This is a genomic window from Cohnella hashimotonis, assembly GCF_030014955.1.
Lineage (GTDB): Bacteria > Bacillota > Bacilli > Paenibacillales > Paenibacillaceae > Cohnella > Cohnella hashimotonis.
In genome coordinates, this window is sequence record NZ_JAGRPV010000001.1 from 6,011,363 (window position 1) to 6,023,986 (window position 12,624).

At 53.3% G+C, this 12,624-nt stretch carries 9 protein-coding genes; 3 read left to right on the forward strand and 6 right to left on the reverse strand.

Going from position 1 to position 12,624, the window contains the following annotated elements; translation table 11 throughout:
* The gene (locus tag KB449_RS24275; protein ID WP_282912896.1) at nucleotides 1-945 is read right to left on the reverse strand and encodes an ABC transporter permease; all 945 of its coding nucleotides are present in this window, start codon (nucleotides 943-945) and stop codon (nucleotides 1-3) included.
* A 378-nt stretch (nucleotides 946-1,323) separates the two neighbouring features.
* On the opposite strand from KB449_RS24275, the gene KB449_RS24280 reads away from it, so the two are divergent.
* The gene (locus KB449_RS24280) at nucleotides 1,324-2,619 is read left to right on the forward strand and encodes a glycoside hydrolase family 125 protein (protein WP_282910827.1); all 1,296 of its coding nucleotides are present in this window, start codon (nucleotides 1,324-1,326) and stop codon (nucleotides 2,617-2,619) included.
* A gap of 388 nt (nucleotides 2,620-3,007) precedes the next feature.
* Here KB449_RS24280 and KB449_RS24285 read toward each other — a convergent pair whose 3' ends face one another.
* The 4 genes from KB449_RS24285 to KB449_RS24300 form a co-directional block, all read right to left on the reverse strand.
* Nucleotides 3,008-5,446, reverse strand: coding sequence for a glycoside hydrolase family 31 protein (locus tag KB449_RS24285; protein WP_282910828.1), 2,439 nt, complete (start codon nucleotides 5,444-5,446; stop codon nucleotides 3,008-3,010).
* Nucleotides 5,447-5,489: 43 nt separating this feature from the next.
* Entirely contained in the window at nucleotides 5,490-6,311 is an 822-nt protein-coding gene (locus KB449_RS24290; RefSeq protein WP_282910829.1) for a carbohydrate ABC transporter permease, read from the reverse strand.
* Nucleotide 6,312: 1 nt separating this feature from the next.
* Nucleotides 6,313-7,182, reverse strand: coding sequence for a carbohydrate ABC transporter permease (locus KB449_RS24295; RefSeq protein WP_282910830.1), 870 nt, complete (start codon nucleotides 7,180-7,182; stop codon nucleotides 6,313-6,315).
* A gap of 92 nt (nucleotides 7,183-7,274) precedes the next feature.
* Nucleotides 7,275-8,642: an ABC transporter substrate-binding protein gene (locus KB449_RS24300; RefSeq protein WP_282910831.1), complete on the reverse strand. Its 1,368-nt coding sequence runs from the start codon at nucleotides 8,640-8,642 to the stop codon at nucleotides 7,275-7,277.
* Nucleotides 8,643-8,857: 215 nt separating this feature from the next.
* Between KB449_RS24300 and KB449_RS24305 the strand changes: the two genes are divergently transcribed.
* On the forward strand, nucleotides 8,858-10,705 hold the full coding sequence (locus tag KB449_RS24305) for a sensor histidine kinase (RefSeq protein ID WP_282910832.1): 1,848 nt from the start codon (nucleotides 8,858-8,860) through the stop codon (nucleotides 10,703-10,705).
* A gap of 14 nt (nucleotides 10,706-10,719) precedes the next feature.
* Nucleotides 10,720-11,478, forward strand: coding sequence for a response regulator transcription factor (locus tag KB449_RS24310; protein ID WP_282910833.1), 759 nt, complete (start codon nucleotides 10,720-10,722; stop codon nucleotides 11,476-11,478).
* Between the two features lie 125 nt (nucleotides 11,479-11,603).
* On the opposite strand, the gene KB449_RS24315 is transcribed toward KB449_RS24310, so the two are convergent.
* The gene (locus KB449_RS24315; RefSeq protein ID WP_282910834.1) at nucleotides 11,604-12,572 is read right to left on the reverse strand and encodes an S-layer homology domain-containing protein; all 969 of its coding nucleotides are present in this window, start codon (nucleotides 12,570-12,572) and stop codon (nucleotides 11,604-11,606) included.
* Between the last annotated feature and the right edge of the window lie 52 nt (nucleotides 12,573-12,624).

A 12,624-nucleotide genomic window follows, 5' to 3' on the forward strand; every position in this document is an offset into this window, starting at 1 on the left:
CTACCACAGACTGGTCTCGCTGGTCCGCTTGGCGATGCGGTTGACGAGAATCAGCAGGATGGCGTTGATGACCGAGTTGAACAGGCCAACCGCGGTTGAGAAGCTGTACTGCGCGTCGACCAGGCCGGTCCGGTAAACAAACGTGGAGATGACGTCGGAAGACTCCATGTTCAGCGAGTTTTGCAGAAGCAGGATCTTCTCGAAGCCCACGCCGAGGATATTGCCCATGTTGAGGATGAGCATGATCGTGATCGTCGGGACGATCGTCGGCAGGTTGATATGCAGGACGCGCTTAAACCGGCTCGCGCCGTCTACGATAGCGGCCTCATGCAGCTGTGGGTCGACGCCCGCCAACGCCGCCAGATAGATGATCGTGCCCCAGCCTGCGCTTTGCCACACCTCGGACAGGACGTACACCGTCTTGAACCACCGCGGATCCGTCAGGAACTGCGGCGCGTCGATGCCCACCCACTCCAATATTTTGATGATGATGCCCGAAGACGGCGACAGGAACGTAATGATCATCCCGGCCATGACGACGACGGAGATGAAGTGCGGCGCGTACGTCACGGTCTGGACCGATTTTTTGAACAGCCCGTTCTTCGCTTCGTTGAACGCCAGCGCCAGAATGATCGGCAGCGGGAACCCGACCGCAAGCGCATACAAGCTGATGCCGAACGTGTTCCAGATCAGATCCCAGAAATAATACGAGTGGAAAAACCGTTCAAAATGAGCGAATCCGACCCAGGGACTGTCCATGACGCCTTTGGCCGGCATGAAGTTTTTGAACGCGATCTGGATCCCGTACATCGGCAGGTAATGAAATAAAATAAAGTAGATCAGCGCCGGCGCGACGAACAGGTACAGCTCCCAGTTGCGCCAGATCCGTTTGCCGAGCGACGCGCGTTCGGCAAGCTTCGTCGGCAGCGGCAGGCTGCCGTCCATCGCTTGAACTTGCTGCGTTTGTGCTTTCACGTTGCTCCTCCCTTCTTGCTGAACCGCCAGGCGGAACCTGTGAGCGCATTCATCCCTCGGCAGGCAGCGGCGTGGCAGCGATTACAATTCGAATTGTAGGGAAGGCAGGCGCGCACCGTAAATATGTGAGATGTGCATTGTCATTGTGAAACGAGGGGAAACCCTTGGGGCCCAAGGGTTTGACGTGTACGCGCTATCATTCGGACCGGGGCGGAAATGTGTAAAATTTTAACCGTTTTCAACGCTGCAAACGATACATATTGCGCTGTGTCGCGAGGTGTGCCAACCTGATTGATGATTCGTTCGGCGGTAGGCCGACCCCCAGCGACCCCAAGGAGGAAAATAAACATGACGCAGTCCGTATCCGCCCTGCCCGCTTCGATCCGCGACTTTCTGGACGAAGCCGACCGGCGCCTCGCCCACCGTCCCAAGCTGCAGCGGATGTTCCGCAACTGCTTTCCCAATACGCTCGAGACGACGACCAAGCTGCTGGACGACGGCACGACCTTCGTTTTCACCGGCGACATTCCGGCCATGTGGCTCCGCGACTCGGTGGAGCAGGTGCGCCACTATCTGCCGTTCGTCCGCGAGGACGAAGAGCTCCAGCGGATTATCGGCGGGCTCATTCGCCGCCAGCTTTTTTACATTAATCAGGACCCTTATACGAACGCGTTTAACGAAACGGCCAGCGGCAAGCACTACAACGACGGCGACCTGTCCGACATGACCCCCTGGATGTGGGAGCGTAAGTACGAGCTGGACTCCCTCTGTTTCCCCGTGCAGCTGCTGTACGACTACTGGCAGGCGTCCGGCAAAACGGACGTGTTCGACGACGCGTGCTATCAGGCACTGGTATCGATCACAGGCGTCATCCGCACCGAGCAGCGGCATATGGAAAAATCGCCTTATCGCTTCCTGCGCCCCGGCTTTAAGGAGACCGAGACGATGCAGAACGAAGGCCTCGGCCTGCCCGTCAATTACACCGGCATGACGTGGTCCGGCTTCCGTCCGAGCGACGACGCGTCCTTGTTCGGCTACAACGTGCCGGGCAATATGTTCGCCGTCGTAATCCTCGGCCATATCCGCGAGATTGCTAGCACGATTTATATGGACGAGGGCCTCGCGGAGCGTGCGCAGAAGCTGCGCGAGCAGATCGACTTCGGCATCCGCGCTTACGGCATCGTCAACCATCCGCGCTTCGGTCGCATCTACGCGTACGAGACCGACGGCTTCGGCAACTACTGCCTGATGGACGACGCAGGCACGCCGGGCCTCATGTCCATTCCGTACTTCGGCTACGCCCCGGCGGACGACCCCGTCTATCAGAACACGCGACGGTTCGCGCTCAGCTTCGACAACCCTTACTACTTCGAGGGAAAGTACGCCAAAGGCATCGGCAGCCCCCATACCAAAGACGGCTATGTCTGGCATATGGCCCTGTCCATGCAGGCGCTGACCAGCACGGATGAGCAGGAGGTCAAGGACCTCATCGAGGTGCTCATCTCCACAGACGCCGACACGGGCTTCATGCACGAGGGCTTTGATTGCAACGATCCCGCGATCTTCACCCGCCCCTGGTTCGCCTGGTCCAACTCGCTCTTCGCGCAGGTGATCTGCAAGGCGATGGACAAGGGCTGGGTATAGGGCGCGGGAGCTTCGTGGCACATATGGTTGTTCCTGGCGGACACGAATTGTTCTGAAAGACCATTCGAAATCGCAGGAATGTTTGCTTGAGACTTTCGGAGCGAGGCGGCGCTGCGAGACGGCTCGGTTGTTTCTGCTTGAGACTTTCCAGCCCCGGCCCGTCACGATCGAAGTTGGTGGAACTGCTAGCCCCCGTCCTTCGGAATCTGCGTTTCGGCAGACCCTTGCCCTTGGCTACGGCAGGCGCTCGCCAGCCCCACGTTCGGGACATTCACCTTAAAGATGACGACCAAACTGGGCTTGCCACAATCGAAAAAACGACCCCGAAAGGTCGTTTTTTGAACAAGTGCAGCATCTAGAAAACTGGACGACGGAACACTGGTTACGCTCAAAAAACCACTTCTGCTGCGATACCCGTATATCGGATCGATTGAACGACGGGCTCAGAAGAAGACCCTGACCGAACAGACGGCTCGAACAGCTGGACGACAATTTCGCGGTCGGTTATTGGACCGCAATGCGTGCCCCTTCTCTCTCCTACGGCAAACGTCCGGCGCGCTTCGTCCCACTGAAGAAGGGTATTTGCATAGTGACCCTTTTCATAGTCGTAGCTGTCGCCATCGTCCTCGTAGAGTTCGAATGAACCGCTCTGTCCGGCGTAGATGCGAACAATTAACCGGCCGTCGGACGATACGTCTTCGGCATGCCGTATCTCGCCCCCGATAGGCAGAATAGAACCGGCTCGAACATACAGCGGGATCCGTGCCAGCGGCGCCTCAGCTTCGATGACCTGGCCTCCCTCGTATGCCCGACCATCCCAGAAGTCGTACCACAGACTGCCGTTCGGCAGGTAGACACTTCTCGTTTTGCTCCGGCCATCGATCGGCTTCGATCCGCTGCCGTAATACATCGGCTCCGTGACAGGATTGACCAGCAAAGCCGGACCGAACATGTACTGGTCGCCGATATCGTAGGTACGGGGATCGTGCCTGAAATCGAACGGCAGTGCGCGCATCAAAGTATAATCATCCTTATAGATACGGAAGGCAAGAGAATAAATATACGGCAACAAGCGGTAACGAAGAGACAGGAACGAAGCCAGCGCTTCGTAGAATGGCTCCCCCGGCTCGCCGAATCGCCAGATCTCGCGCGGCGTATCCGTGCCGTGCGAACGGAACATGGGCAGAAACGTGCCGTACTGGAACCACCGAACGTACAATTCGCGGTAACCCAGATCGTCAATGCCTTCATCGTAATCTCCGCTCCAGAACCATTGGTCGGGCTTGTTGCGGACGAAAAACCCGCCGATGTCCAATGTCCAGTAAGGAGAGCCCGTAGCGCAGAAATTGAGTCCGTCCGGGATTTGCTTGCGCAAGGTGTCCCAGTTGGCGGAAATATCGCCCGACCAGGTGATCGTCCCGTACCGGTGCTGGCCAGCAAAAGCGGACCGGGTCAAATTAACAACCCGCTTGCGCTCGCTTGTCCTGCGCTGCCCTTCGTAGATGCCGCGGGAGTGGAGCAAGGAGTAGGCGTTGATCCATTGCGGATCGATATACAACTTGGCCTCGGCCGTATTGATGAGCATCCGTTCCTCCGGCTCGGGCTTGACCGCTCCCTTCCAGTCCGCTTCGAACGGCTCCGTACAATCGCACCACCAGGCGTCGATACCGTGGACGAATAATCCCTCGTTCGCCTGCTTCCAGTACAGTTCCCGCGCCTTTTCCTGAAACGCGTCGTATGTCGCCTGATTGGCCAATAATCCATTCTGCCGGGCCATTTCCTTGTGATTGTCGCTGTCCGGGTTCATGATCGGCCAGATGGACACCATCAGGCGAGCGTTTATCCGGTGCAGCTCGTCCATCATTTTCGTCGGGTCGGGGAATCGCTCCGGATCCAGCGTCTTCTGCCCCCACAGCTCGCCGGTCCAAGACTTCCAGTCCAGGACGATGCAATCGAGCGGCAGCCCGCGCGCACGATACTCGCGTACCGTCTCGATCAACTCGTCCTGGGACGTATAACGCTCCTTGGATTGCACGTACCCGTAAGCCCACTTCGGCAGCATCGGCGCCTTGCCCGTAAGATGACGGATGCCTTGAACGACGTCGTCCAACTCGGATCCGGAGACGAAGTAGTAGTCCATCTCCGCGTCCACATCGGTGGATAGATAAGAACCGAACGCGTCGTCGTGGAACTTCATCAAGGAATAACTGTCCACGACGATGCCATAGCCGCCTGTCGACACCAGTACGGGAACGACGGCTTTCATATTTTGCTGATACAGATATTGGTGCTGGCCGCGCAGGTTGAACATGCCTTCTTCATGCGAACCCAGTCCGTACAATGCTTCCCCGTCCACCCAGTCGAACGCAAGCCTCGTTTGATAGGCTTTGCGGTCGACTTCTCTCCGGATATGATCCGCGCGGACTCGCAATCCGTCGGCACCCTGTCCGGTTTCAAGCTTGACATCGTCGTCGAATACGGCTTTGACAACTTCGATCGGAACGAGCGTCTTGCCTCCGCGGGACGGTTCTTGCACGAGCAGGCTTCCATTCGTGTCGTAGTAGGCGAAGGCGCCGGTCTGCTTGTCGATTCGAATCGTGATGTCCGCGGTACTGAAGATCAGATGATAGCTTTCTTCCTTGGTCGTATACGATAGGTCTGGATCCGGACCACGAATAATCATGATGCTCTCTTGGCCGCCGAATGCCGTCTCCATTGTATATTGAATGCGGATGGTCCGGCTCGAATATGGCGTGAGTTTCATCCTGCCTTCCGACGTCTCCAGAACCAGTCCGCCTGGCTGCGCTTCATAACGTAATATCTTCATCGTATCCTCCTGTGCTCGCGACCATCTTTTTGGCTGCGCTATTCTAGCCTTTGACCGATCCGCTCGTCATCCCCGCGATAATAAACCGTTGGCCTAACAAGTACACGATTAGAACCGGCAGGATGGTCAATATGATGTCCGCGCTGACCAGGTTCCATGATTGCTGGAACTGTCCGAAGAAATTATAGACAGCGAGCGTCATCGGCCATTTTTGGGCACTGTTCAAATAATAAAGCGGGAGAAGAAATTCGTTCCAAGTGTTGAGAAACGCGAGAATGAACACCGTAACCGCAGCAGGCTGAAGCACCGGGAAAATAACGGAGAAATAGAGCCTGACCGGTCCGCATCCGTCGATCACGCCCGCTTCGTCCAGCTCCTTCGGCACGCCCCCGATAAATCCGAACAGGATAAAAACGCTGAACGGAATCTGCGTAACCATGTACAGAACGATGATTCCGGCCCTGGTATTCATCAATTCCGTCCATTTCATAACGTCAATCAAGGTAAAGTAATTGAGCGGCAACGCGATACCTAAAATCAGGAAGAAGTAAAGCAGACGATTGAGACGCGATCTGTTCCGAGAGAGCGCGAAGGCAGCCATCGACGAAAAGAGGATACAGAAGAGGGCAGAGATACCCGAATAAGCGAAGCTGTTCAGAAACGAGTGGCCCAGCTTGCCCTTCTCGATAACCGTCGAGAAATTGTCGAAGTGAAACGTTTTGGGAAGCGCAAAGCCCATGGAGCTGGATTCGGCCCCCGTTTTGAACGCATTGATGACTATGAGCAAGATAGGAATGATCGCAATCAAGCTAACCACGCCTATCGCGGTATTCGCGATCACAGCTTGCAGCTTTTTGTTTTTCATATCAGCCTTGTTCCTCTCTTGACATAAGCTTGATGGCAAAGAAGCCCAGTATCGTCATAATGACAAACAGAACGGTGATTAATGCCGTGCCGACGCCATAGCTTCCGAGAGAAAACTGACTGAATACCTGCGTATAGACCACGTCGGTCGCATAACCGGGACCTCCGTTTGTAAGGACGTACACCGTATCGAATATTTTCAGGCCGTATAACAGATTGAGCACTGTCGTCACGGTCAAGGAAGGCATCAGCAAAGGAAGGGTAATATAACGGAGTTTTTTCCAGACACCGGCTCCGTCGATATCCGCTGCTTCGTAATAAGAGTGGGAGATCGCCTGCAGGCCGGCCAGCAGGATGACCATGATATAGCCCGCGCCTTTCCAGACGTCGACCGCGATAACGGATTTGAACGCCCATTGAATGTCCGTCAGCCAATGCTGCGTCCAAGACGACAATCCTACCGCCCTCAGTGTCTCGTTGATCAGTCCGTATTGCGGATCATAGATCGATTTGAAAATGATGCCGACTACGAGCATCGGAATCACAGAGGGCATAAAAAGGATGACGCGATGAAAGCTCTTTAGCCGGATTCCTTTGTTCACCATCAGGGCAAGCAGCAATCCGATGATCGTCTTGAGGACGATCGTGGCCACCGTGAAGACCACCGTATTCCGAATGCCATGCATGTAGTTCTCGTCGGATGAGAAAATCGTGCTGTAATTATCCAGTCCTATGAAGCGGATCGTTTTGACGTAGCTGTTCCAATCCGTAAACGACAAATAGATGCCCATCAAGCTGGGAACGACGGTAAACACGACGTAGAACGCCAAGGCGATCGCAATAAAATAAAATGGATACATTCGTCTGGTCATGAGTCAGTCCCCGTTCTTGGGCGGCCTTAAGCAGAAAGGGGCCGATCCCGGCTTCCGCCGTCGAGCCCCCGCCTGTTCGTGCCGCTTCGTTCTTACTTCCAGTTCGAATCGCCGGCCGTCTTCGCCTGCTGTTCTCTCCGCTTGTCGATGTTTTTCAGGATATCCTTCGGCGTCATTTGTTTGTTCATCATAGCCGCCATATCCTTGCCGATATCCATCCATTGCGGATTTACATAATTGATTGCGGTTTGATAGACCGTTCCGGTCGTCTTGCCGTACGTATCGAAGAACGCTTTTTGCTCATCGTTGAACTTGGGGGTGATATCCTTGAAGTTCAGTGTCGTGAACTTGGGTTCGTTATCGAGCAGGTACTGCAGATTTTCTTGCTCAGTCAGAAATGCAAAGTATTGCTTGGCTTCTTCAACATGCTTGGAGCTGGTGGAGATGAACTTGCTTGGAGCGGCAGGATTGACGTTCAGATCCTGATTGTCCATGAGCGGAATCGGGAAGAAGCCGTAATCGGAAGCCTTGCTGCCCGGAACCGCTTGCTCGATCTGAGCGGGAAGTCCGATATTGTAGAGCGTCATGGCGTATTTGCCGCCGGCCATGTTCTTTTCCGTGTCAGCGTACGTATTGGAGAATGCGTATTCGCCGAAATACCCCTTTTGTACCAATTCGCTAAATTGGGAAAGCGACTGCTCGAGTACGGAAGCATTTTCGAATTTCTCGCTGTTGTTGATCAGCTTGTCGGCAAGTCCCGCGTCGAGCTCCTCGTATCGTACGCCGATCTCGGGAAACCAGAGCGTGTGATGCCAGCCGTCCGATACGGGCTCGTAAATCGGCGTTACGCCGGAAGCTTTGATCGCTTCGCACGCTTTGAGGAACTCCTCGTAGCTTTTCGGAACGCTCAGACCGAGCTCAGCGAATATCGGTTTGTTGTACACCATGATCCAGCTCGAGCTGGGGTCCCAGACGGTGAGCGCATAGACCTTGGATTTCCAGGACGATTGCTCGATAAAGAGCGGGTCTTCCCTTTTAACCCATTCCTCGTTCGACAGGTCGACCGCGTTGTGCTCTACGTCGTATAGCGGACCCAGATCGAACTTGCCGCTCTGCCCGCCGAAAATGTCGGGCGCTTCGCCCGAGGCCAGCTTCGCCTTGAGCACGTTGCTGTATTGATCCGACGGTACGATCTGGTAATCGATATGGATACCTGTCTGCTCCTCGAACTTTTCGGCCAGCTTCATTTCCGGGTCCTTGATCCAATCCTGGCTCGCCAGGTATGACAACGTTATGTTTTTCTTCGCTGGCGTGGTGCTGGCCGCCTCGCTCGCCTGGCTCGTGGCGCTCGCGGACGAACCTGACGCTTGCGGCGAAGCATTTCCGCCAGAATTGCCGCAGCCGCTCAGCAGCCCTCCTGCCAGTCCAGTCAACAGAAAAAGACTCATTGTTTTTTTCATGCCTATTCCCCTTTTGAATCTGATTTGTAAACGCATTCAATCGATTGCTTTCTCATTATAAATGAAGCGCTCCCACCCTCTCCATGCAGAAGTTTGTGCGTTTGTTTGTACATTTTTTCCGAGGGTTGACAAGCCACCGGATACAGATGAGAATGAAAAAAACGAATTCGACGGGAATGGGAAAATCAACGAATTCGACAGGAATGGGAGATCTAATGAAGCTGATCCGCAAGCCTCGTTCAATTCGTTCGATCTTATTTCTTACCTACTCGTCGATCATCGTCATCGGCATCGCGATCCTGTTTGCGCTTTTTTATGTCTGGTCCTCCGGCTTACTGAAAACCCAAGCTTTTAATTCCATATCCGAGTTATCGTCGACGCTTCAGACGCAGTTGGACCTGGAGATCCAGAAGCTGGACTCCGTCTCGGTGAGCATCTTGTACTCCAACCTCATTACAGATCGAATCTCGGCCTATGAGACGCCCGGCACCGATAATTTGAATCCGCTCTCTTCGGAGCAAAGCGGCAGCCGTTACAATAAAACGGACACCGCCCTTTACGATATACTTGTGGCCCTTGTCGGCCCTTCTTATCCGGTCCAGCAAGTATATTTGCATTTATTCTCCGGCATCTCAATCGGGGTCGGCTTTGACAACAGCCAGAAAAAGTCCGATGTCGCAAACCAGCCCTGGTACACGGCCGTGGAGAGAGACAAACGAACGAAAGTCATCACCCTGTCCAAGACTGGCGACGGTGTCCTTGGCTTGAAAAATAATGTATCCGTTTCCCTGCTTCGTCATTTTTCCGACAAGTATAATGCGCCGAAGGGCATCGTAGAGGTGCGGCAGAGCTACAGCAAAGTGTTCAGCGGCGTCATCAGGCAAACCAAGGAAAATCCTTCGCTTGAACAAGTTCTTATCTATACGAATGAAGGCGAAATCGTCTATCCATACGAATACACGGAACAAGACAAGCAGATCGTCGATCAGATTCTACGCCTGCCGCCCGACAGCTTGATTGCAGGCCAGCCTACGTTCATTTCAAATTCTCTAACCAGCGATAAAGACCTGCTCACCATCAAGCATTCCGATCTGACGAACTGGAATATCGCAGTCATGATCTCGAACAAAAACTTGCTTTCGCCGCTCAATAGATTTACTAAAATCGCCATTTTGGCTACGCTCATTCTCTTGATTTTTCTCATCGTATTGTCGTTCGTCGCCTCCAAGAGAATCACTCGTCCTTTAAGCTCGCTCAACAAGACGATCAAATCCATCAGTCTGGAATCCCTCGTAACCGGTACCACGGCCGAACTCAACAGCGGACTGAACGAATGGGACCGATTGAATGCATCGTTCGTCAAAATGAACGGCAGGCTCAAAGAATCTTTTGATCAACTGCTCCTTTCTCGAACACATGAGATGCAAGCTAAAATGACAGCGCTGCAATCGCAAATGAACCCGCATTTTCTGTATAATTCACTGGCCACGATTAGCGCCATGGCCTACGAGCAATTGAATGAACAAATCATCGCCCTGTGCGACAATCTATCCGACATGATGAGATATATCTCAGCCGATGAATCCTCCTTGGTCGATATACAGACCGAGATTAACTACACCGAAATGTACTTAAATTGCATGAAGCTTCGCTACGGAGACATGCTGGCTTGCTCGATCGTACTGCCCGCTTCGATTCAATCGATCCAGATTCCCAAGATTATCATTCAACCGTTGGTCGAGAATGCGATCAAGTACGGCACCAAAACGAGCCCGCCTTGGGAAATATCGATTCGCGGCACCGTTGCCGATCGGCGCTGGCTGATCGAAGTCACGGATAACGGCCCCGGCTTCAACGATCAAGAATTAACGAGGTTTTATGCGCAGGTGGAGGAAATGGAGCGGAGTCAGGTGCTCCCCGCGCTGAAGTTGCACGGCATGGGACTGCTCAATATTTACATCCGATTGAACCTGCAATATGGAAACCAAATGTATTTCCAAATTCGCAACTTGCCGGACCGAGGGGCTGTCGTCACGATTGGCGGTCCCTTACACTCGAAGTAAAGGTGGAGAAACCTTTGAACCCGATTCATGTCATCGTAGCGGAAGACGAGCCTTTGCTGCTTCGCACGCTCGTCAATCAAATTCAAAGAACGGACGATTTATTTCAGGTCGTTCTGTCCGCCAGCGACGGCGAGAGCGTCCTTCGCTTTATGAAGAGCGAGCGAGTACCCGATCTCCTGTTCACGGATATTCACATGCCTTTACTGGACGGCATCGGCTTGATTCGGGCAGTAGAACGGGATTATCCCGCAGTGAAGAAGATCGTCATCAGCGGCTACAGCGAATTCGAATATGCCCAACAGGCCTTGAAAATGAACGTCATCGATTACTTGCTCAAACCGGTGAAGATACGGGAACTAGAGAACTTGCTGTCCATGTTGAAAATGACGATCGAGAGCGAAAGGGCTGCTCTGAAGTCGCCAAGCCTACTCACGGGACGTCAGTATACCGCCGAAGAGATCGTTAAGACCGTGGCGGATTTTATTAAAAACAACTATTCGCTCGAGCTTAGCTTAGAGGACATCGCCCGTCAGTTCAACGTAAATGCATCCCACTTAAGCAAAATCTTTTTGAAGTATACCGGCGAAGCGCCCTCCAAATACATCATGTCGTTAAGGATGAACGAAGCCAAACAACTGCTGTCATTGAAAAAGGGGCTTTCTATTAAAGAAATAGGCGAAGCAGTCGGATATCCGGATCCGTACTACTTCAGCCGAATTTTCAAGCAGTCTACCGGCATGACGCCGACCGAATACAAAAGCCGATTGCCATGACCGGCATATCAGCTTGCAACAGCGATAAGCAGCCCTGGTCCGATGTTTCTCCGGACCAGGGCTGCTTATGTTCAATGGCTTCAATTACAAAGTGCGATCGATAACGCTCCTAGGTCGGCCCAAGGTTATTGCCCCTGCTGTTCCAGCATCCGCAGCAGGATCGTTACCGCTTCAGCCCGGGTCGTTTTCCCGTTCGCGTCGAATCGGTTGGCACCTTTGCCGCCGATGATTCCCAGATTTTTGAGAGCGTATACCGCCCCTTTGCCCCATGCCGGAATCATAGAGTCATCCGCAAAGCCGGCATTCGTATCCGCTGCATCTGACAGCTTGAGCGCCTTGGCGATCATCTTCGCCATTTCCGTTCGGGTGATTTCGGCCTTTGGACGGAAAGTCCCGTCCGAATAGCCGTTAATAATTCCCGCTTTTACAGCAAGCGAGACCGATGGTTTGGCCCATACGCTCAATGCATTTAAGTCCGCGAATACAAGATCTTCGCCTTCGCCCGCCAGCTTGAGCGCTTTGGCAAGCAGAACGGCAAATTCTTCTCTGGTTACGGTACGGTTCGGTCGAAAAGTACCGTCTTCATAGCCGTTTACAATGCCAAGCTCCGTAGCTTGAAGAATAGAAGCTTCGGCCCAGTGTCCTTTGATATCCGCAAAATTCACCTTTTCGTCCGAAAGGTTGACGCTTGCGACAGCTTGCAATTTGTGAAGCGTCAATTCAGAATCCACAAGTTTGATCTCGCTTAGCGACAGTGCGGCAGCGCCGCTTTTCACGCGCTTGAATTCAAACGTGACTAGATCTGCCTTGCCGTCAAAGCCCGGCACGCTGCCTACCTTCGTATATGCGAATTCAATTGTACTCCCTTTGACGATCGGTTGAACGGTGAAGCCATCGAGCTTCGTGGAACCGGAAACGAAAGACAATCGGTCCGAATTATACGTCACGATCATGTCAAAAGCGTACATGTCCTTCAGACCGTCGGCTTGAACGGTTACTTGAACGTTTCCGTCGACATCGATCCTTTTTAATCCAAACGTAGGGTTGCTTTCTGCTGAAGCAGGAATGCTCCAGGCGACCAACAGGATTGTCAAGATCAGCGCGCTAAAACACCATTTCCGCATCATTTGCAAGATGACCTACCTT

Excerpts from the sequence above, each read along its gene's own strand:
- KB449_RS24280 (WP_282910827.1), top strand. The coding sequence starts at position 1,324 with ATGACGCAGTCCGTATCCGCCCTGCCCGCTTCGATCCGCGACTTTCTG.
- KB449_RS24300 (WP_282910831.1), bottom strand. The coding sequence starts at position 8,642 with ATGAAAAAAACAATGAGTCTTTTTCTGTTGACTGGACTGGCAGGAGGG.
- KB449_RS24275 (WP_282912896.1), bottom strand. The coding sequence starts at position 945 with ATGGACGGCAGCCTGCCGCTGCCGACGAAGCTTGCCGAACGCGCGTCG.
- KB449_RS24295 (WP_282910830.1), bottom strand. The coding sequence starts at position 7,182 with ATGACCAGACGAATGTATCCATTTTATTTTATTGCGATCGCCTTGGCG.
- KB449_RS24290 (WP_282910829.1), bottom strand. The coding sequence starts at position 6,311 with ATGAAAAACAAAAAGCTGCAAGCTGTGATCGCGAATACCGCGATAGGC.
- KB449_RS24285 (WP_282910828.1), bottom strand. The coding sequence starts at position 5,446 with ATGAAGATATTACGTTATGAAGCGCAGCCAGGCGGACTGGTTCTGGAG.
- KB449_RS24305 (WP_282910832.1), top strand. The coding sequence starts at position 8,858 with ATGAAGCTGATCCGCAAGCCTCGTTCAATTCGTTCGATCTTATTTCTT.